We start from the raw sequence: 20,805 nt of genomic DNA on the forward strand, positions 1-20,805 counted from the left end.
GTGGGGCCACGTGAGTACGCCGCGATTTCTGACTCTGCCTCCAGGCGTTCATGCCCGCCGGATCGACACCTCGGTGGGCACGTTCGCCGCACTGGAGGCTCTGCCGGTCAGCGGCGTCCCCGAACGCTGGCCGGCCCTGCTGGTCCCCGGCCTCACCGGTAGCAAAGAGGACTTCATCGCGGTCCTGCAGACACTCGCCCAGTCGGGCCGCCGGGTCGTCGCGATCGACATGCGGGGGCAGTTCGAGACGAGCGGCCCGGAGGATCCCGCCGCCTACACCTGCGCGGCGCTCGGCAACGACGTCGACGTGCTGTCGCAGCTGATCGGTGAGGGCGACCCCGTCCACCTGGTCGGGCACTCCTTCGGCGGCCTGGTCACCCGCGAGGCGGTCATCGACGGCCGCACCAAGTTCGCCTCCTACACGCTGATGAGCACGGGCCCCGCCGGGATCATCGGCCCCCGCGAACGGGCGGGCCGGGCCATGCTCGCCGAGCTCCCCGAGGTCGGCCTGGAACAGATGTGGTACACCCGGATGGAGCCGGAGGCCCTGGCCGCCGGGGTCCCCGACGAGATCGTCACGTTCCTGCGCAAGCGGCTGTTCGCCAACTCCCCCACCGGGATGTACACGATGACCAGGCAGGTGCTCTCCGCCCGGGACCGCTGTGACGAGCTCATCCAGGTCGAGGTCCCCACCCTGGTCCTGTACGGCGAGCACGACGACGGCTGGCCGCCGGTGATGCAGTCCGAGATGGCGCGCAGGCTGGGCGCCGAGTGCGTGGTCGTCCCCGGCGCGGCCCACTCCCCCGCGGTGGACGCCCCCGAGACGACCGCGGCGGCGCTCATCCGCTTCTGGAAGTCCGCCGAGTCGCGCTCACTGATCTGACCGGGCGCGGATTCTCAACCGTCGGCGAGGCCGTCCCAGGGCCGGCGCTCGTCCCCGGCCGCCCGGCCCTCGGGACAGTGCCTGCGGAAGTCGCACCACGAGCAGAGGGAGCCGGTCCTGGGCGGGAAGAGCCCGTCGACCTCGGGGGGCACCTCGGGGGGCGTGCGCTCGGCGGTCGCGGCGGACGCCGTACGGGAGCGCCCGGGGGCGCTGCCCGACCAGGCCCGATAGACGTCGTCGGCCGCGGAGACCTCGGCGGCGATCTCCTCGGCCCGGCTCAGGTGGCGGGCCAGGGAGTCGTCGGTGTGCTCCCACTCCACGATCGAACCGGTCGGCAGGTGGTGCAGCTCGACCCGGTGACACGGGCGGTGCATCATCCGGGAGGAGGCGACGGCGTAGACGGCGAGTGCGAGTGAGGAGCGGGCGTCGTCGGCGGTGAGGGGGCGCCGGCCGGTCTTGTAGTCGACCACGACCAGCTCGTCGCCGCGCCGATCGAGCCGGTCGACCCGGCCGGAGACGGCGATGGCGGAGGTCCTGGTGGCGACGGTCCGCTCGACGCCGACCGGCTCGTCCGCGGGGTCGAGGGCGGCCACGTATCCGACGACCATCTCCCGGGCCCGGTCGCGCCAGGCGGTGGACTGCTCCGCGTCGCGGAACCCCTCACCGATCCAGCCGTTGCCGAGCAGGACGCCCGCCATCGCCACGGTCCGACGCTCGTACGGCTCGCGCCACCAGGCGGCCAGGGCGTTGTGCACGCTGACGCCGACGCTGTTGTGCGCCCACGGCGGGCCCTTCTGGGGCGACGGCCGGTCCAGGTAGGTGAACCGGTAGCGCCGCGGGCAGTCCAGCCAGGTGTTCAGCCGCGACGGCGTGCACGCGTACAGCCGCCGCGGCATACCCTCCAGGGGCAGCTGGTCCACGGAGGGCTACTGGTCGCGGAGGTTCAGCCGGATTCCGGCGGCTTTCGTCCCGTCGGTCAGCGGCCCCTCCTCGGCCTTCTCGTCCGCCGTGCCCCGGGTCAGGGAGCCGGAGAGCCAGGCGTCGAAGTGCGGCTCCAGATCACCGATGGTGGCCTCCTCGCCGTGCGCCGGCAGCACGCGGGTGCCGTGGCGCAGGGTGAACAGCCGGCCGCCGATCGCGGTGAGCTGGTCGGCCAGCGCGGGGTACTCCCCGCCGATCCTGCCGGGGCCGTCGGCCTGCAGGGACTTGCCGGTGAAGACCGCGTCCAGTGCCTCGCAGTACAGCGAGACGCCTCCCTGGGAGACGCCGGGGGTGGACATGACCTCCAGCTGGACGCCGGCGACGCCGAACAGGCCCTCGTCCTCCATCTCGATGTCCGGCCAGGTGTCCGGCCAGGTCCGCCGCCAGAGCGGCCGGTCCTTGGGGTGCAGGGCCACGACGGCCTCGTCACGCGCCGCCACCTCGATGGCCGCCCCCACGTGGTCGGGCAGGCCGTGGGTGCAGACGACGGCCAGCACCTCCCGCTCCCCGACCTTCTCCAGGATCTTGTCCGCGTCACGCGCGGGATCGATGACGATGACCTCCTCATCGTCACCCAGGATCCAGGTGTTGTTCTCGACCTTGTGCTCGACGCCGTCGATATCGACGACGCCCTCGGTCACCACTCGCTCGATACGCGCTGTCACGCTTCCGAACTTTACTGCCTTGTCCCACCGGGCGGCCCGGGGGCGGGTAACGGATGGCTTTGCACTTCGCCTGCCCGCGTACCCCTCGGGGCGAGGGCGTGCCCGCGGGTCACGCGCCCTCGTCGCCCAGTCGCGGAGAGAACGCGCCGAACGGCAGGTCGAGAAGGTGGTCCCTGAGGTCACGCATGGCGAACTCGGCCAAGGTCATCAGGTAACCCGCCTCGGCGGGCCAGATGACCGACCAGAGCCAGTTGCCCAGCGCCTCGCCCGCGTAGACCGCCCGGTCGGGGGCCGCGTCCACGCACCACAGCGCGGCCGGATGCCCCCTGATCTCGACCTTGGCGTGCGGCGGCCCGTCGTCGAACCCCTCGCCCGGGTCGGTGGCCTCCAGGCCGGCGAACCCCGCGCCGAGCCCCACCCCGGGCTCCTCCGCGATGATCAGCATGTCGGCCGGCCCCTGGGTCAGCGAGGGACCGGAGAGCGCGACCACGGTGGCCCGGACACCGCTGCGCTCGTCACCGGCCTCGGCGAACCCGGTGACCAGCCAGCCCTGCGGCAGGGGCCACGGCAGCCAGACCGGCACCCGGGCGCTCCTGCTTATGGCCTCCAGTGCGGCCACGGAGGGATGCCTGGGCGGCTGCAGCGGCAGCACGTCGCCGTGCGGTCCGCATCGCCACGCGCTCGACCAGGCGCTGGGCGGGCGGAGCGGGCCGAAACAGCGCGGGCAGATGGGCTCGGCTCTCACGCCTACCCACGCTGCTTTGTCGGCGCCCACCCGTCAAGGGCAGTTCCGTTATGCGGCCGTAATCTTATTCACGTGCGGGTAAATTGTGTCGGAGCGATAGTCCGCGACGGCGAGGGACGGATGCTCCTCGTCCTGCGAGGCCACCCCCCGGGGCGGGGCCTGTGGTCCGTCCCCGGCGGCCGGGTCGAGCCCGGCGAGTCCGACGCCGAGGCGGTGGTCCGCGAGGTGCTGGAGGAGACCGGGCTGACGGTCGCCGCCGGACGCCTGGCGGGCGCCGTCGAGCGCCCCGGCCCCGGCGGCGCCGTCTACGAGATCCGCGACTACCTGGCCGAGGTCTCCGGCGGCACACTCGCCGCCGGGGACGACGCCGCCGACGCGGGCTGGTTCGGCGAGGACGAGCTCGCGCGGCTTCCGCTCTCCCCCGGCCTCCTGGACGCCCTCACCGAGTGGGGGGTCATCGGGCGGTGAGGGTCGAGCGCCACAGTGTGAGGTGGTCGGCGTCGTAGGTGGTGGAGCGGCCCAGGGCCACGACCCGGCCACCGGAGACCGCGACCGCGCCGAGCCACTGGGTGCCCTCGCCGCCCAGGCTGCCCTGGGTCGGGGTGTGGCGCTGCCAGGTCAGGCCGTCCTCGGAGGTCCACGCCACGCTGTCCCCCTCGCCGGGGACGCCCTGCCAGCCGACCGCGACCACGCCCTCCGCCGTCGCCGCCAGATCGTGCACGGCGGCGGCCCGGTCGGCGGGGAGCCAGGAGAACTCCCAGGTCGAGCCGTTGTCGTCGGACACCGCGCCGAAGGCCCGCTGTCCTTCGTCGGTCCTGGCCGTACCCGTCGCGACGACGGTGCCGCCGTGCAGGACCACGTGCCGGAGTCCCGCCGACGTGGCGCCCGAGGGCATGACGGGTTTGCGGGCGACCCAGTTGACCCCGTCGGCCGACACCCAGACCACGCCGGTCTCGCGCTCGGCCGTGCCCATGCCGCCGACGGCCATGTATCCCGAGGAGGTCGCCGAGACGTCGTACAGCCGCACCCCGTTGCCGCCGGCGGGCAACCTCGTCGCGCGGGTGTAGCGCTTGAGGTCGGCGGTGAACCACAGGGCGGGGACGGTGGCGGAGGGGCCGCGGTCCTCACCGGCCAGGAGGTAGCCGGACGGACCGGCGGCGACCGCGTGGGGGGCGAGGAAGTCGTGCTCGGCGCCCGGGGCGAGGGGGCCCATGATCGGGACCCTGCGCCAGGTCCTGCCGTCGGCGGAGGTGACGAGCAGGGGGCCGGTGGAGGAGGCGTCGGTCATCGTGCTGCCCACGGCCAGCCAGCCCCGCCGTCCCGGCGCGACGTCGCTGAGAGCCTGCCGTCGTGAACCGCCGAGGACCTGCGCCGGGCCCGCGGCCTTCCAGCTCCGGCCGTCCGCGCTGGTCCAGATGCCCGCGTCGCCGGAGGCGGCGCCCACGGCGACGAACCCGCCGTCCGCGGCGGCCACCCTGGCGGTGTCGCGGGCGGCGCGGGTGAGCCCCGCGATCCCGTCCAGCGCGACCGGTCTGGCCTGCCCTCCCTCCGGCGCGGTGATGAGGACCAGCCGGTTGTCCACGTCGGCGGCGCGCTCGTCACCGCCGACGACGAGCGTGCCCCGGTCGGAGACGGCGAGGGCCCGGAGCGAGCCGGGGACCTGGCCGAGGTCGGTGGTCTTGCGCCAGTCGCGGCCGTCCTCGCTGGTGTAGACGGCGTAGTGCTCGAAGCCCGACTCGGCGATCGCGGCCACCCCCGCCGACGACGAGGCCAGCCGCTTGACGCCCGACCCGTCGCGGGCCAGGCCGGTGATGGTGCCGCACCGGGTCCAGTCGAGACCCTGGGGCGAGCAGTAGACGCCGACCTCGCCCTTGTCGCTGCGCTGCTGGGTCGGGACGAGCACGAACCCGCCGCCGGTCACGGCCAGCGCGCCGGGTTCGGCGATGACACCGGTCAGCGGCGTTTCGGCCCGGCGCCAGGTCCTGCCCCCGTCGGCCGAGCGCAGGACGACCGAGACGGACTGGCCCTGGGCCGGATCGCCCAGGGCCACCACGGTGTCGCCCTTGGCGACGACCGCCTTCAGCCCCCGCACCCTGTCCGGCATGCCGATCTCCCGGGTGTCCACCCGGTGCCAGCCCCGCCCGTCCGGCGAGGTCCAGGCGACGGCCCCGAGGGTGCCGTCGCGGAGCACGGTGGTGCCCACCACGACGAAGCCGGAGGAGGTCCTGGCCAGGTCTGTGATCTTGTCTCCGGTCGAGAAGGCCCCCAGCCCGCCGGGGTCCACCGCCGTCCAGCGATAGCCGTCGGCGCTGGTCCACAGCCCCCGGCCGGCGCCCAGCGGGTCGTTGCCCCCGGCCAGCCAGCGGCCGTCGCCGCCCGCCACCCGGCCCACCGTGGTCGGCCCGTTCTCGTAACCCGCCGGTCCGGTCACGCTGCCCAGCCGCCAGCTCGTGCCGCCGTCCGGGGAGACCAGGAACAGCGGCCTGGGGACCGGGCTGGTGGTGTCGCTACCGACGGCGACCATGACGGAGCCGACGGAGGTCACCGCGTTGAGCACCTGGCTCGACCCGTCGCCACCGACGTTGGGCGGCGGGACGAAGTTCGCGTCCCCGGAGCGCACCTCGTCACCGACCAGCTGGAGGCCGGTGGCGAACGGGCTGCTCACCCACCCCCAGAGCACCAGGCCGCCGCCGACCGCGACGGCCAGGGCGACGACCATCACCACCGGGACCAGCAGGCCCCGCCCGCCGCCGCGCCTCGCCGGGCTGGAGCGGCGTACCGCGGAGGGCGCGGCGGCCGGGCGGTGATGGCGCCCGGCGCCACCCCGGCGCCTGCCGGGCGGCCCCTGGGCGACCAGCAGGTCCGGTCTGGCAGGCCGCCCGCCCGGCGGACGGCCGACACGGTGCACCGGCTCGAAGTCGTCCCCGGTGAGTACGGCCGGCTCGGGTTCCGGCCCCGGTTCGGGTGTGGCCGGGATCCACGGCCCCACCCGGACCTCGTCCTCGGGTTCGGGGGGCGGCCTGAAGGGCGCGGGGGGCGGATCCGAGGCGGCGGACACCCCGGACCGCCCGAACGTCTCAGACCGCTCGGACGGCCCCGGTGGGCCGGACTCCCCGGCGGGAGGGGCAGGGGAGCCGGGAGGCTCGGGCCGATCCCCCGGGGGCCGGTCGGCGGGCCGGCGGGGCGGCCCCGAGGCGACCAGCAGGTCGGGCCGGTTCCTCCTGTTCCGGCCCCGGCTCCCGGGCTCGGACGGGGCGGCGGAGCGGTCCGCGCGGTCACCGTCTCCGGGCGGGCTCCGGTGCGGGAGGTCCTCATACGAGGGGCCGAGGAGGTCTCCGTAGTCACCGTCCTCGATCTCGATCCCGCCGGACGGTCCCCGCCGGTCCACCCGGTCGCCGTCCTGCGGCCCGCGCGACGGTCCGGGCCGGTTCCCGCGGTCACCACCCCTGCCCGGCGGGTCGAGCAGGTCCCTGTAGTCGCCGTCCCCCGGTCCCTCGGGGGGACGGCCGGAGGCGGACGCGTAGGGCTGGGTGTTGAGGCGGCGGCGCTCGCCGCCCAGCCCCTCGGGGCGGGCCCGGGGAGCCTCGCCGTCGTCCGGAACGGGGGAGGCGAAGGGCGGAAGCATCCACGGCGAGGTCAGCGGGAGACCGCGGGTGCCGTCGTCCGAGGGGGCCGGCGGAGAGTGCTGGATCGTCGGCGGGGCGCCCTGGGGATCCCGGGACCTGATTTCGTGCCTCGCGCCGTCGTGGACGCCGTCGTCGTCCGCCGGCCGCTCTCGCGAGCGTGGGTCGTGGGGGCCCGGGGCCACGCTCAGCACCTCCTTGCGGGAAGCCCGTTTTCAGCCCGGATCAGCATCCGGACCGTTCCAGCCGTCTCCATGCGACTCAGCCGCGGCCCCTCGGGGCGGCGGCGAATCGCACGTGACCCTACTACTACCCCGTTCGGTGGAAACGATCACCTCCACGGCCCGACGACCCGGGCTCCGGCCGTACACCATCCAGAGCAGCACGTCGGGGCCTCGATGACGAGACCTCTCTAGTCAGATTTATCGGCGGAGCGCCGGAATTATCACCGTTTGCGGCGGTAATTCCGAGATAAGAATCGCGGGGGGACCGGCGTCAGGCCACGGGCGGGGTGAAGGCGGTGGTGCGCGCCAGACCGGCGGCCCGGCCCTTCGCCGTCACCACCAGCGCCATCTTCCGGGACGCCTCGTCGATCATCTCGTCGCCGAGCATGACCGCGCCGCGCCTCTCGACCGTCGTGTAGTACGCGTAGGCGTCAAGGATCAGCTCGGCCCGGTCGTAGTCCTCCTGCGACGGCGAGAACACCTCGTTGGCGGTCTCGATCTGGGTCGGATGAAGCACCCACTTGCCGTCGAACCCGAGCGCCGCGGCCCGGCCGGCCACCCGGCGGAAGCCGTCCAGATCCCTGATCGCCAGGTAGGGGCCGTCGACGGCCTGCAGGCCGTGCGTGCGGGCGGCCATCAGGATGCGCATCAGGATGTAGTGGTAGGCGTCACCCTCGGTGTAGCCGGGCGGCTGCTCGCCGACCACCAGGGTCCGCATGTTGATCGAGGCCATGAAGTCGGCGGGACCGAAGACCAGCGTCTCCAGCCGCCGCGACGCACCCCCGATGGCGTCCACGTTGACCAGGCCCCGGGCGCTCTCGATCTGCGCCTCGATGCCGATCCGGCCGACCTCCAGGCCGTTGGCCCGCTCGATCTGGGTGAGCAGGACGTCCAGCCAGACCACCTGGGTCGGGTCCTCCACCTTGGGCAGCATCAGGCAGTCGAGGAACTCCCCCGCGCCCTCCACGACCTCGATGACGTCCCGATAGGTCCACTGCGTGCTCAGGTCGTTGACCCGCACGACCCTGGTCCTGCCCGACCAGTCGCCGTCGCGCAGCGCGGCCACGACGTTCTTGCGCGCCCCCTCCTTGGCCGCCGGCGCGACGGAGTCCTCCAGGTCGAGAAAGACCTCGTCGGCGGGGAGGCCCTGGGCCTTCTCCAGGAAACGCGGGCTGCTGCCGGGCACCGCCAGGCACGAACGTCGGGAGCGCATGACCACACGCTAGCCGGGTTTTTGGAATCGTCACCTCTCGGCCCGGTGGTGTACGGCCCTGGTTCTGTGGACGAGTCGCGACAGCGCTTGTAGGTCAGCGTGACGGCGCTCGTTGGATTGCGATGAGACACCGAACTCGGTAGGCGGGGAATGCCTGGTGATCTCACGGCGTGCCCCCCACTTGACCTTGACACGGTGACAAGGCCTTCACTGTTGCCAAGGAGGTGGTCCCAATGCCCATGCCGAAACAGGACGTGGTGGCGGTGCCCGCGGCCCGCCCGGACGAGCGGTTCTTCTCGCTGGGCTCCCGTTTCGCGGGCGAGCTCACGCAGAAGGTCGTCATCCACCGGCTGAAGCCTGCGGTCGTCGGCGGCGTCTCCTCACATCCGGCGGCCGGTTCTGCTCCGCGCGCGCTCGTCGGCGAGTCGAACAGGTCCGGCCACGTGTGGTTCGTTTCAGATCTCGACGCGCTCGACGCGCGACTGGGGGTGCGGTCGTCATGACCATGATCTACAAGTCCGAGGCCGGTGAACGCGAGCTCCGCGACCACTACCGGCGGGCGCTGGACGCCTGGCCGGTTCCCGCCGAGCACGTACGGGTGCCGACTCGCGAGGGCAAGACCTTCGTCCTCGTCTCCGGCCCGCGGGACGCGCCGCCCCTGGTGCTGCTGCACGGCTCGGGCGCGAACGCGTCGATGTGGCGAGGAGATATCGCCACCTGGTCTCAGCACTTCCGCACGTACGCCGTCGACCTCGTCGGCGAGCCGGGCCTGAGCGCGCCCTCGCGCCCCGCCCTGGACTCCGACGCCGTATCCCTCTGGCTGGACGACGTGCTGGAAGGGCTCGGGATCGTCAACGCCGCGTTCGCCGGCATGTCCCTCGGCGGCTGGACGGCCCTGGACCACGCCATCCGCCGTCCGGAACGAGTGACCCACCTGGCCCTGATGTGCCCCGGCGGCGTGGGACGGCAGAAGGTCGGCTGGATCCTCAAGGCCCTGCTGACCCACCCGTTCCGGCGCGGCGGACTGCGCGAGTCGGCGATGGCTGTCGCAGGACTGGACGAGGAGAGGGACCGGCAGGCGCTCGACGCCGTCGTCCTGACGTTCACGCACTTCAACCCGCGCAGGGAGAAGCTCCCGGTATTCCCCGACGACGCGTTGCGCGGGCTCACCATGCCCGTACTCGTCATCGTCGGTGGCCGTGACGCCATGTTCGACTCCCACCAGACCGCGCGGCGCGTCCGTGAGTGCGTCCCGCACTCGACGGTGCACCTGCTCCCCGAGGTCGGTCACGCCGTCTTCGGCCAGGCCGAGCCAATCGCCGAGTTCCTCCGGGCCTGAGGTAGAGGTCGCTCAACACCGAAGGCTACGGGGTGAGGATGGCGCCGCGCGGCAGGCCGGGCCGATCTATGGCGGTCATACAAAGTCTCGCCCCCGTTCTTGGCTCCGACCTTGTACGGCCTCCGGGGGAGATGTCCGAATAATGGGGAATCAAGCTTCGGTATAGGGAGACATGAACCATGGCAAACGCCTCCTCGATGGTCCGGCCCGCCGTACTGTCCGACCTCATCCCCGCATCCCGCGTCCGTGACGTCGCGCTCGTGGTCGGCGGCGCGGCCCTGACCGGCCTGGCCGCGCAGCTCAGCTTCCCCGTCCCCGGCTCACCGGTCCCGGTCACCGGCCAGACGTTCGCGGTCGTGCTGGTCGGCGCGGCGCTCGGCATGAACCGCGCGGCGCTGAGCATGGCGCTCTACATGCTCGCCGGCGTGGCGGGCGTGCCGTGGTTCGCCGACGGCGCCTCGGGCTTCGCCGGCGCCAGCTTCGGCTACGTCCTCGGTTTCATCGCCGCCGCGGCCCTGGTCGGCAGGCTCGCCGAGCGCGGTGGCGACCGTACCGTACCGCGCACGGTCGGCACGATGGTCCTCGGCAACCTGGTGATCTACGCCTTCGGCCTGCCGGTCCTCATCGCCGTCACCGGCATGGACCTGAGCAGGGCGTTCGCCGTGGGCGCGGGCAACTTCCTGCTCGGCGACGCCCTCAAGATCGCGATCGCGGCCGGTCTGCTCCCGGCGGCGTGGAAGCTCCTCCGGCGCTGACCGGCGGATCGGCGCTCCCCGCACGGCCCGCGCCTCCCCGCCTGAGGAGAGGCGCGGGTCACGGGGGCGCGGACCGTAAGGGGGCGCAGGTCACGGGGGCGGAGGCCGTAGGGGGGCGCGGGCCTCGCCGGGCGCAGGCCGTACATTCGTGCTATGGGTGTGATCGAGGAGGGTGCCAAGAAGTCGGGGGTCCTGTGGCTGTCCCTGGACCGGCCCCGGCTGGCCTGGCACGCGTGGCACGACGGCGCGATCTACGTGGTCACCGGCGGCGGCGAGCAGGAACTGCCCGGCCTGACCGAGGCCGAGGAGGTCCGGGTGACGCTCCGGAGCAAGGACAACGGCGCGCGGCTGATCACCTTCGAGGCGGCCGTCGAGGTGGTGGACCAGGCGGCGGCCCCCGGGGCGGTGGCCGCGCTCGCCAGGGAGCGGCTCAACGCCGTTGACGGCGCGGGCCTGACGGCCCGCTGGGCCGCCCACTCCCGGGTGGTACGGCTCACGCCACGCGAACCGGCTCCCTGACCTCCGCCCCCGGTGGCACGGGTGGCGTGACCGTGGCCCGCTGGGCCAGGTAGGCGCCGGTCAGGACGGTGAGACCGCCGATGATCTGGAAGGGCCCGAGCGCCTCGCCCACCAGCACCCAGGCGACCACCGCTCCGGCGATGACCTCCAGCGAGGCGACGGTGGAGCCGATGGCCGCCGACAGGCGGCGGACCGCGGTGACGCCGAGGATGTAGCCGAGAACCGTGGCGACCAGGATCATCCAGATCACGGCCCCCAGCGCCGGCAGGGCGTGGCCGCCCTCGGGCGCCACGGTCAGGGTGAACGCCTCCCACGGGATGTTCCACGGCCGGGCGAACGGGAGGAGCGCCGCGGCGGCGCCCAGCATGCCCCAGGCGATCAGGCCGAGCGGGTCGACGTCGTCGCCGAACCCGTCGCTGAGCAGGAAGTAGCCCGCGCAGCACGCCGCCGCGCCGAAGGCGAGCAGCAGGCCGACCGGGTCCAGGCTGAGCCCCGACCAGACCTCGACCACGACGCCGAGCCCGATCACCGCCACCACGGCGCCGGCGAACGCCGCGGGCGACAGCCGTATCCGGCGGACGAACCGCACCCAGAGCACGACCAGCACCGGCGCGGTGAACTCGATGAGCAGGGCGATGCCGACCGGCAGCCGGGTGATGGCCGCGAAGTAGAGGGCCTGCACCCCGGCCACCGCGATGACCGCGTAGGCCAGGAAGAACGGCAGCCGCGAACGCGGGACGCGGAGCGCCCGGGGCCTGATGATCATGAGAATCCCGGCGAGCAGCAGCCCCGCCCCCATCATTCGCACCCAGACGGCCTCCAGCGGGGCCAGACCGGCGGCGGCCAGGTATTTGGCCATCGGCCCGGAGAAGGCGAAACACCAGGACGACGCGAACGCGATCATCAGACCGGCACGTCTCATAAACCACCATCCATGTAACCACCGTACTAACCTTTTGATGCTGTCATGGCGGGTCGGAAGACAGCAAGTGGGGGTCCGAAATGTGAGCGCGCCGTGGGCCGGGATCCCGGAACGCGACCTACGCTTCGAATGTGAAGATCTTCATCGCGCGACTGGCCGGCACCCCGGTCTTCGACCCGGCGGGGGACCAGATCGGGCGGGTACGGGACGTGGTGGTGGCGATCGCCGGCACCAGACCGCCACGCGTGCACGGCCTGGTCGTCGAGGTGCGGCCCCGGCGGCGGGTCTTCCTGCCCATCACCCGGGTACGCGGCGTCGAGGCCGGATCGGTCGTCTTCAGCGGCCGGATCAACATGCGCCGCTTCGAGCAGCGGGCCACGGAGACCCTCGTCATCGGCGAGATGCTCGACCTTGAGGTGGAGGTGGCCGGCGAGCGCCTGACGGTCCTGGACCTGGCCATGGAGCAGACCGGCCGCGCCGAGTGGCTGGTCACCAAGGTGGCCGTGGTCCCGGGCGGCTCCGGCCTGGGACTGCGGCGACGCGGCCCGACCAAGATCGTGGAGTGGGCCGAGGTCGGCGGCTTCGGCGCGGTGCAGAAGGACCAGGGCGCGGCCAACCTGCTGGTCGCCTTCGAGACGATGCGCGCGGCCGACCTGGCCGGCGCCCTGCACGAGCTGCCGGACAAGCGGCGCGCCGAGGTGGCCGCCGCCCTCGACGACGTACGGCTCGCCGACGTGCTGGAGGAACTCCCCGAACGCGACCAGATCGGCGTCCTGAGCAGGCTCACCCCCCAGCGGGCCGCGGACGTGCTGGAGGAGATGGCCCCCGACGACGCGGCCGACCTGCTGCAGGAGCTCCCCCCCGAACAGGCCGAGGCGCTGATGGCGCTGATGGAGCCCGAGGAGGCCGCCCCGGTCCGGCGGCTGCTGGTCTATCCCGAGGACACCGCGGGCGGCATGATGACGAGCGAGCCCGTGATCCTCCCGCCGAACGCCACGGTCGCGGAGGCACTGGCCCACATCCGCCAGCGCGAGGTGTCACCCGCGGTGGCCGCGCAGGTCTACGTGGCCCGGCCACCCGTCGAGACGCCGACCGGCCGCTTCCTGGGGCTGGCCCACTTCCAGCGACTGCTCCGCGAGCCCCCGTCCACGCTGCTGGGCGGCGTCATGGACACCTCCCTGGACCCGATCCGGCCCGAGTACACCCTCAACCAGGTGGCCTCCTACCTGGCCACCTACAACCTGATGGCGGTTCCCGTGGTGGACGAGGTGGGCCGCCTGGTCGGCGCCGTCACCGTGGACGACGTGCTCGACCACCTGCTGCCCGACGACTGGCGGGAGCAGGACCACGGACCGGGGGCCGAACATGACTGACCGGCTCGACCTGCCCAGGGAGCGGGGCCTGCGCCTGCGCGTGCACTACGACCCGGAAGCCTTCGGGCAGCTGTCGGAGCAGATCGCCCGGTTCCTCGGCACCGCCAGGTTCCTGGTTTACATGACCGTCTTCGTGGCGCTCTGGGTGCTGTGGAATGTTCTCGCCCCGGTGAACCTGCACTTCGACCCCTATCCGTTCATCTTCCTGACACTGATCCTCTCGCTTCAGGCGTCCTACGCCGCGCCGCTGATCCTGCTCGCCCAGAACCGGCAGGACGACCGGGACCGGGTCCAGAACGAGCTCGACCGCGGGGCGGCCGAGCGGAACCAGGCCGATGTCGAGTATCTGAGCCGGGAGATCGCCGCCCTGCGCATCGCGGTCGGCGAGGTGACCACCCGCGACTATCTCCGCTCGGAGCTCCAGCGCCTGCAGGAGGATCTCAGGGAGCCGCCCTCCTCGGCCGTGTCACGGTCCACGGAGCCTTAGTCCCGCGGAACGACGGTCCCCCGGCAGAGCTGTCAGCATCCTGACATTCCTCGATTTTTCTCCACATTCCTCCACATTTTCAAACGGTCCACCGGCGGAGCCCGAGGGCCGGGCCGCGAGCGGGAAGAACGGGCGCGGCGCCGCGGACGGCAGCCCCGCCCCGCCGTTCCCGACCTTGATCCGCAGGTCACTCCGGCGGTCGTGCCCCCGCGCCACACGGGGCAGCACAGGCTCCCCGGACCACGCATTCAGCGGGACAAACCCCAACGAACGACGGATTCCCCGCTTTAAACCATAAAAGACGGAGCTTTCTGACAAACCACAGCAAAACTGGGACTTGCATCGGCCATGTGACGTGTGAAATTTTACATTTCATATAACGATCAACCGCTTGGCCGCGTTCTCGGCCGGGCGGCATCGCTCCCCCTCCCCCCAGGAGTGACATGCAGAGCAGATTGCGCCGGACGATCTCCCAGGTGGTCCTCATCGGCTCCGTCCTCGGCCTCGGCGTCGGCACGCAGGTCGTGCTCGCCTCCCCGGGTTCGGCGGTCGCACGGGACACCTCGACGATCACAAGTGGGACCGTTCCCGACGGGGATGTCATCGGCCCCAGCGACGGTGCGCCGCCCCATATCCAGCACGAACCCCTCAAGCTCGAAGACCGCCCGCCGCTGTCGGCCTCCACCAAGGAGCGCGGTCGCGACCACAACGCTCCGCCGACCACCGGCAAGCCCACACAGAAGTCGACGGAGAAGTCGACCCAGAAGTCCCTGCAGGCCGCCGCTGCCTGCAGCGTCTCGGACTTCACCGGCCGGACCGGCAGCGCCCTGGTCTCCGCGATCAAGAACGCCACCGCCGACTGCGTGAACACGCTGTTCGGTCTCACCGAGGGTAACGCCTCCGCCGCGTTCCGCGAGTCGCAGATGACCAGCGTGGCCTACGCGCTGCGCGACAACGCGCTCTACTACACCGGTGACAACAGCACTGGCACGCTCCAATTGGTGCTGTATCTCCGGGCCGGCTACTACGTGCAGTGGTACCACTCCGGCGACGTGGGCTCCTACGGCACCGGCCTCAAGACCGCGATCCGCTCCGCCCTGGACGCGTTCTACGCCAACGGCCACTCCGGCGACGTCAACAACGTCAACGGCGAGACCCTGGCCGAGGCCGTCACCCTCATCGACAGCGCCAGGGAGAACGCCCGCTACATCTACGTGGTGAAGCGGCTGCTGAACGCCTACAACAGCTCCTACGACCAGTACTGGTACATGCTCAACGCCGTCAACGGCGTCTACACCGTGCTGTTCAACGGCCACGACGAGCCCGAGTTCGTCACCGCCGTCACAAACGACACCAGCGTCCTCGACACCCTCAACAGCTTCGCCAACAACAAGTTCAACCTGATCAGCACGGGGAACTACTTCCTGCCCTACAACGCCGCCCGCGAGCTGAGCCGTTTCCTGCGGCACAGCGCGTTGAAGGCCAAGGTCCGCCCCCTGACCAAGGCGCTGATCGGCCGCAGCAGCATCACCGGCGACACCGCCCGGATCTGGGTGGGCGCGGGCGAGATGACCGACAGGTACGACAAGGCCAACTGCTCCTACTTCGGCACCTGTGACTTCCTGGGAAGGGTCAAGGCCGTCGCCCTGCCGCTCAGCCACACCTGCAGCCCGACCCTGCGGATCCTGGCCCAGGACATGACCGCGGCCCAGTTCAGCGCGAGCTGCACCAGCATGATCAACCAGGACGCCTACTTCCACACCATCGTCAAGGACAGCGGCCCGGTCGCCGACGACAACAACACCGCCCTGGAAGTGATCGTCTTTGACACCGACGTCGACTACGACACCTACGCCGGCGCGTTGTACGACATCGACACCAACAACGGTGGCATGTACCTGGAGGGCAACCCCGCCGTCGCCGGCAACCAGCCCAGGTTCATCGCCTACGAGGCCGACTGGCTCCGCCCGACCTTCGCCATCTGGAACCTGAACCACGAGTACACGCACTACCTCGACGGCCGCTACAACATGCACGGCGACTTCGACGCCGGCATCACGACCCCGACCATCTGGTGGATCGAGGGCTTCGCCGAGTACGTCTCCTACTCCTACCGCGACGAGGTCTACACCGCCGCGATCACCGAGGCGGCCAAGAAGACCTTCACCCTGCGCGAGCTGTTCGACACCACCTACGACCACAACGACACCACCCGCACCTACCGGTGGGGCTACCTCGCGGTCCGCTACATGCTGGAGAAGCACCCCGCCGACGTCACCAAGGTCCTGGGCTACTACCGCGCCGGTAACTGGAGCGCGGCCCGCACCTTCCTGACCGGCCTGAACTACAACACCGACTGGAACACCTGGCTGACCGCCTGCGCGACCGGCGCCTGCGGCGGCGGTGGCGGCAACCCGAACAACCAGGCCCCCACCGCGGCCTTCACCTCCAGCGTCAACGGCGCCACCGCCACCTTCACCGACGGCTCCACCGACTCCGACGGCACCATCGCCTCCCGCGCCTGGGACTTCGGCGACGGCACCACCTCCACCGCCGTCAACCCCTCCAAGACCTACACCGCCTCCGGCACCTACACCGTCCGCCTCACCGTCACCGACAACGACGGCGGCACCGGCACGGTCACCAAGAGCGTCACCGTCACCGTCGCGCTGCCCCAGTGCACCAGCGCCGACAGCCGTGAGCTCGGCAAGAACTGCGCCCGGAGCAACGCCACCGCGACCGCGGGCAACTACGCCTACTTCTACATCAACGTCCCGGCCGGAACCACCCAGCTGAAGATCACCAGCTCCGGCGGCACCGGCAACGCCGACCTCTACTACAGCCCCAGCTCCTGGGCCACCACCGGCAACCACACCAAGCGGTCGGTCACGGCCGGCAACGCCGAGACCCTGACCATCGCCAACCCGGCGAGCGGCTACCACTTCATCACCCTGCACGGCGCCACCGCCTTCAGCGGCGTCACCGTGACCAGCCAGTACTAACGGCCGGAACCGGCGGCCGATGTCAATCGGCCGCCGGAACACCGATCGCTCCCCGAGCCCTCCCCGTCCAGGACGGGGAGGGCTCGGCCGTGCCCGCCAACACGTCCTTTAATCGGCCTATATTTAAATGCCATTATGAATCAGCATATTAATGACGGCTTCGAACGAACATCAGATGTTCCATTGCGAGGCGATGCAGGATCGGAGCGTTCCATAGTGTTGCGCGCAATTTCCCCGCGACTCGATCAGAGGTCATCAATCCGGCATGTGACATGTGACATCTTGTGAATCACGGGCGCCCTGCAACGGGGCGGGCGGCCGTGATTCCACGGAGGAACTCGATGAAGCAGATCGCCAGACGCGTCGCCGCACTCCTGACCGCGGGGGTGGTCGTGGCCTGCGGGCTCACCGTGAGCACCCCAGCCTCGGCCGAGATCACCACGACCACCTGCGGCACTGGACCGATCCAGGCGCTGAACATCAAGGCGTGCGTGGACGTCAGCGGCGGCTACGTACGGATCTACGGGATCGTCGGCGCCCGAGGCATCTCCGAGCCTCCGGGCACCCCCATGAACGTCCGGGCGACCGTCTCCGGCGAGATCGTCGGCGGCGCGTCCCTCGGCTCCAACAGCCGGGGGCTGAGCATCTGGAACAACTCCTTCACCGTCGAGGGCCCCACCGCGTTCGTGGCCTGCGGCTCCACGGTCCGCGCCACGGTAAGCGTCACCCCCGGCCCCTCGGGCCCCGGTGGCGGCGGCGTCCCGCCCGTGCTGACGCCCGTCTCCATCGACGTTCCGGTCTTCTACTGATCCAGACGGGGTCAACCGAATCACAGGGGCGCGGAACCACGGTTCCGCGCCCTCGCGCGTTCTCCAGGCTCCCGCCCACCGCCGGGGCACGTTCCGCCCGGTCGCGTCGGCACCGATACCCGCCGACACCACGCCCACCCCGGCAGTAACTCGCCGAAAACACCCCACGCGGGCAGGATCCGCCGTCTCCACAGGCGCACCCGCAAATCAGATCGCACCTCAATGCGGCTTTAGGACAGTCCGTTAAGACCACCTCCCGCAGACCGTCGCGCGTTCTGTTGCGTGGCGATGCAGGATTAGAGCGTTCCATGATGTTGCGCGCAATTTCGCTGCGATTCACTTGGAGATCATTAACTTGGCATGTGACATGTGACATCTTATGGATCACGGGCGCTCCGCAACGGGGCGAGCGCCCGGACTTCCTGGAGGAACTCGATGAAGCAGATCGCCAAGCGCGGCGCCGCACTCCTGGCCGCGGGGGTGGTCGTGGCCTGCGGGCTCACCATGAGCACCCCCGCTTCGGCCGGCACCACCACGACCACCTGCAGCACCACTGGACCGATCCAGGCGCTGAGCGTCAGGGCCTGCGTGGACGTCACCGACGGTTACGTACGGGTCTACGGGACCGTCGGTTCCGTCGGCATCTCCGAGCCCCCGGTCAACCCGAGGAGCATCGGCGCGCAGGTCTCCGGCTCGATCGTCGGCGGCGCCTTCCTCGGTTCGGGAAGCCAGGCGCTGAGCATCTGGAACAACTCCTTCACCGTCGAGGGCACCACCGCGACCGTGGCCTCCGGCTCCACGGTCCGCGCCACGGTGCAGATCACCCCTGGCCCCTCCGGCCCCGGCGGTGGCGGCGGCGGCACGCTGCCCGGCCCGACATCCGTCTCGGTGGACGTTCCGGTCGTCTACTGACCGGAACCAGATCAACCAAACAGGCAGGGCGCGGAACCACGGTTCCGCGCCCTGCGCGTGTTGCCCGCCCGGCCCCCTCCGCGCCGCACCGGCCTCCCCAGGCCACCCATCAAACGGAATAAACCTCTTCAAACAATAGATTTCCCACTTCAACCCACAAATGGCAATGCCTTTTGACAAGGTGGAGTAAAGCTGGACCTTGCACCCGTCAGGCAGTGTGTGAAATTTTACATTTCACACACTGATCAACTCCCTGGCCGACAACTGCCGGCCAGGGGGGATCGCTCCCCTTACCCCCCAGGAGTGACATGCAGAGCAGATTGCGCCGGGCGGTCTCCCAGGCGGTCCTCATCACCTCCGTCCTCGGCCTCGGCGTCGGCACACAGGCCGTGCTCGCCGCCCCCGGTGCGGCGGCCGCACGAGACGGCTCGACGATCACCAGCGGAACCACTCCCGACAGGGATGTCATCGGTCCCAGCAACGAGGAACCGGCCCACGTCCAGGACAAACCCCTCAAGCTCGAAGACCGCCCGCCGATGTCGGCCTCCACCAAGGAGCACCGCCGCGACTACGACACGCCGCAGGCCTCCGACAAGCCCAAGCGGAAGTCCCTGCGGGCCGCCGCGCCCTGTGACACCTCGCAGTTCACCAGCCGGACCGGCGGCGCTCTGATCACAGCGATCAAGCAAGCCACACCTGACTGCGTGAACACGCTGTTCAGCCTCACCGGGACCGACGCCGCGGCGGCCTTCCAAGAGGCGAAGATGGCCACCGTGGCCACGTCGATGCGGAACGTGTCGGGCAGATACGCCGGCGACAACAGCACCAGCCTGCTTCAGCTGGTGCTGTACCTCCGGGCCGGCTACTACGTGCAGTGGTATCACCCGACCGACGTCGGTACCTACGGCGCGACGCTCAAGAGCGCGATCCGCTCCGCGCTGGACGCGTTCTACGCCAACCCCCGCTCCGGCGACGTCAACGAGGCCAACGGCGAGATCCTGTCCGAGGTCGTCACCCTCATCGACAGCGCCCAGGAGAACGCCCGCTACCTCTACGTGGTGAAACGGCTGCTGAACGCCTACAACACCGGCTACAACCAGTACTGGTACATGCGCAACGCCGTCAACAACGTCTTCACGGTGCTGTTCAACGGCCACGCCCTCCCCGAGTTCGTCACGGCGGTCACCCAGGACCCCAGCGTTCTCACCACCCTCGACACCTTCGCCAACGACTACTTCGGCCTGATCGGCACGGAGAACTCCTTCCTGCCCTACAACGCCGCCCGCGAGCTGACCCGTTTCATGCAGTACAGCGCGCTGAAGGCCACGGTCAGCCCCATGTCCAGGGCGCTGCTCAACCGCAGCAGCCTCACCGATCCGACCACCGTCAGCGTCTGGGTGGGCGTGGCCGAGATAGTCGATCTGTACGACAAGGGGAACTGTTCCTACTACGGGATCTGTGACCTGAAGGCCCGGGTCAAGGCCGTCGCCCTGCCCATCAGCCACACCTGCAGCCCCAGCCTGCGAATCCTGGCCCAGGACATGACCACGGCCCAGCTCGACGCGAGCTGCGCCAGCCTGGCCAACCAGGACGCGTTCTTCCACAACATCGTCAACGACAACGGCCCGGTCGCCGACGACAACAACACCTCCCTTGAGGTCTCGGTCTTCGACTCCAGCTCCGACTACGGGACCTTCGCCGGCCTGCTGTACGACATCGACACCAACAACGGCGGCATGTACCTGGAGGGCAACCCCGCCGTCGCCGGCAACCAGCCCAGGTTCATCGCCTACGAGGCCGAGTGGGTGCGCCCGACCTTCGAGATCTGGAACCTGAACCACGAGTACACGCACTATCTCGACGGCCGCTTCGACATGTACGGCGACTTCGACGCCGGCATCACGACCCCGACCATCTGGTGGATCGAGGGCTTCGCCGAGTACGTCTCCTACTCCTACCGCAACGTCACCTACAGCGAGGCCATCACCGAGGCGGCCAAGAGGACCTTCACGATGCGCGAGGTGTTCGACACCACCTACGAGCAGAACGACACCACCCGCACCTACCGGTGGGGCTACCTCGGGGTCCGCTACATGCTGGAGAGGCACCCGGCCGACATCACCAGGCTCCTCGGCTACTACCGGGCCGGTAACTGGAGCGCGGCCCGCACCTTCCTGACCGGCCTGAACTACGACTCCGACTGGAACACCTGGCTGTCCTCCTGCGCGGCCGGCGGCTGCAACTAACAGCCGACACCAGCCGGACCGGCAACACCGATCACTCACCCGAAGCCCTCCCCACCCAAGACGGGGAGGGCTTCGGCCGTATCCACCGGCGCCTCCGAGAGTCGGGC

18 protein-coding genes are annotated in these 20,805 nt (G+C 70.7%); 12 read left to right on the plus strand and 6 right to left on the minus strand.

All coding sequences use genetic code 11. The features are described 5' to 3' along the window. The first annotated feature begins 10 nt into the window (after positions 1-10). The gene (locus ACWEF2_RS18800; protein ID WP_453816773.1) at positions 11-883 is read left to right on the plus strand and encodes an alpha/beta fold hydrolase; all 873 of its coding nucleotides are present in this window, start codon (positions 11-13) and stop codon (positions 881-883) included. Positions 884-897: 14 nt separating this feature from the next. On the opposite strand, the gene ACWEF2_RS18805 is transcribed toward ACWEF2_RS18800, so the two are convergent. The 3 genes from ACWEF2_RS18805 to ACWEF2_RS18815 form a co-directional block, all read right to left on the minus strand. Continuing rightward, entirely contained in the window at positions 898-1,803 is a 906-nt protein-coding gene (locus tag ACWEF2_RS18805; RefSeq protein WP_453816775.1) for a RecB family exonuclease, read from the minus strand. Between the two features lie 6 nt (positions 1,804-1,809). Beyond that, a complete protein-coding gene (locus tag ACWEF2_RS18810) occupies positions 1,810-2,529 on the minus strand; it encodes an MBL fold metallo-hydrolase (RefSeq protein ID WP_355598278.1) in 720 nt (239 codons plus the stop codon). Between the two features lie 109 nt (positions 2,530-2,638). Next, on the minus strand, positions 2,639-3,274 hold the full coding sequence (locus ACWEF2_RS18815; RefSeq protein ID WP_355598277.1) for a DUF6758 family protein: 636 nt from the start codon (positions 3,272-3,274) through the stop codon (positions 2,639-2,641). A gap of 72 nt (positions 3,275-3,346) precedes the next feature. On the opposite strand from ACWEF2_RS18815, the gene ACWEF2_RS18820 reads away from it, so the two are divergent. Next, complete coding sequence (locus ACWEF2_RS18820; RefSeq protein ID WP_453816777.1) at positions 3,347-3,742, plus strand: NUDIX domain-containing protein; 396 nt, start codon at positions 3,347-3,349, stop codon at positions 3,740-3,742. Here the strand turns inward: ACWEF2_RS18820 and ACWEF2_RS18825 are convergent. Together ACWEF2_RS18825 and ACWEF2_RS18830 are read right to left on the minus strand one after the other, a co-directional pair. Continuing rightward, a complete protein-coding gene (locus ACWEF2_RS18825) occupies positions 3,729-7,082 on the minus strand; it encodes a hypothetical protein (RefSeq protein ID WP_453816779.1) in 3,354 nt (1,117 codons plus the stop codon). The two genes, ACWEF2_RS18820 and ACWEF2_RS18825, sit on opposite strands and share 14 nt — an antisense overlap. A gap of 310 nt (positions 7,083-7,392) precedes the next feature. Then, the gene (locus ACWEF2_RS18830) at positions 7,393-8,334 is read right to left on the minus strand and encodes an HpcH/HpaI aldolase/citrate lyase family protein (protein WP_355598272.1); all 942 of its coding nucleotides are present in this window, start codon (positions 8,332-8,334) and stop codon (positions 7,393-7,395) included. Positions 8,335-8,567: 233 nt separating this feature from the next. Here ACWEF2_RS18830 and ACWEF2_RS18835 point away from each other — a divergent pair, with 233 nt between their 5' ends. The 4 genes from ACWEF2_RS18835 to ACWEF2_RS18850 all read left to right on the plus strand — a co-directional run bounded on the left by ACWEF2_RS18835 (position 8,568) and on the right by ACWEF2_RS18850 (position 10,947). After that, a complete protein-coding gene (locus ACWEF2_RS18835; protein WP_355598270.1) occupies positions 8,568-8,837 on the plus strand; it encodes a DUF4180 domain-containing protein in 270 nt (89 codons plus the stop codon). Beyond that, complete coding sequence (locus ACWEF2_RS18840) at positions 8,834-9,673, plus strand: alpha/beta fold hydrolase (protein WP_453816781.1); 840 nt, start codon at positions 8,834-8,836, stop codon at positions 9,671-9,673. The genes ACWEF2_RS18835 and ACWEF2_RS18840 overlap by 4 nt, the downstream gene beginning before the upstream one ends. 179 nt (positions 9,674-9,852) lie before the next feature. Then, positions 9,853-10,428: a biotin transporter BioY gene (locus ACWEF2_RS18845; RefSeq protein WP_453816783.1), complete on the plus strand. Its 576-nt coding sequence runs from the start codon at positions 9,853-9,855 to the stop codon at positions 10,426-10,428. Between the two features lie 153 nt (positions 10,429-10,581). Continuing rightward, a complete protein-coding gene (locus ACWEF2_RS18850) occupies positions 10,582-10,947 on the plus strand; it encodes a hypothetical protein (RefSeq protein WP_355598264.1) in 366 nt (121 codons plus the stop codon). Here the strand turns inward: ACWEF2_RS18850 and ACWEF2_RS18855 are convergent. After that, positions 10,922-11,869 carry an EamA family transporter gene (locus ACWEF2_RS18855; protein ID WP_453816785.1) on the minus strand — a complete coding sequence of 316 codons (948 nt, stop codon included), beginning with the start codon at positions 11,867-11,869 and terminating at the stop codon, positions 10,922-10,924. The genes ACWEF2_RS18850 and ACWEF2_RS18855 overlap by 26 nt on opposite strands. A gap of 131 nt (positions 11,870-12,000) precedes the next feature. On the opposite strand from ACWEF2_RS18855, the gene ACWEF2_RS18860 reads away from it, so the two are divergent. From ACWEF2_RS18860 to ACWEF2_RS18885, 6 genes are all read left to right on the plus strand, one after another. Next, on the plus strand, positions 12,001-13,242 hold the full coding sequence (locus tag ACWEF2_RS18860; RefSeq protein WP_355598260.1) for a magnesium transporter MgtE N-terminal domain-containing protein: 1,242 nt from the start codon (positions 12,001-12,003) through the stop codon (positions 13,240-13,242). Continuing rightward, entirely contained in the window at positions 13,235-13,729 is a 495-nt protein-coding gene (locus ACWEF2_RS18865; protein WP_453816787.1) for a DUF1003 domain-containing protein, read from the plus strand. The genes ACWEF2_RS18860 and ACWEF2_RS18865 overlap by 8 nt, the downstream gene beginning before the upstream one ends. Positions 13,730-14,172: 443 nt before the next feature. Then, positions 14,173-16,731, plus strand: coding sequence for a collagenase (locus ACWEF2_RS18870; protein ID WP_453816789.1), 2,559 nt, complete (start codon positions 14,173-14,175; stop codon positions 16,729-16,731). Positions 16,732-17,072: 341 nt separating this feature from the next. Further along, entirely contained in the window at positions 17,073-17,540 is a 468-nt protein-coding gene (locus tag ACWEF2_RS18875; protein ID WP_453816791.1) for a hypothetical protein, read from the plus strand. A gap of 435 nt (positions 17,541-17,975) precedes the next feature. Next, the gene (locus ACWEF2_RS18880; protein ID WP_453816792.1) at positions 17,976-18,452 is read left to right on the plus strand and encodes a hypothetical protein; all 477 of its coding nucleotides are present in this window, start codon (positions 17,976-17,978) and stop codon (positions 18,450-18,452) included. A 308-nt stretch (positions 18,453-18,760) separates the two neighbouring features. Beyond that, the gene (locus ACWEF2_RS18885; RefSeq protein ID WP_453816794.1) at positions 18,761-20,698 is read left to right on the plus strand and encodes a collagenase; all 1,938 of its coding nucleotides are present in this window, start codon (positions 18,761-18,763) and stop codon (positions 20,696-20,698) included. Positions 20,699-20,805: the final 107 nt, after the last annotated feature.

The sequence above is a fragment of the Streptosporangium sp. NPDC004631 genome (assembly GCF_053601935.1).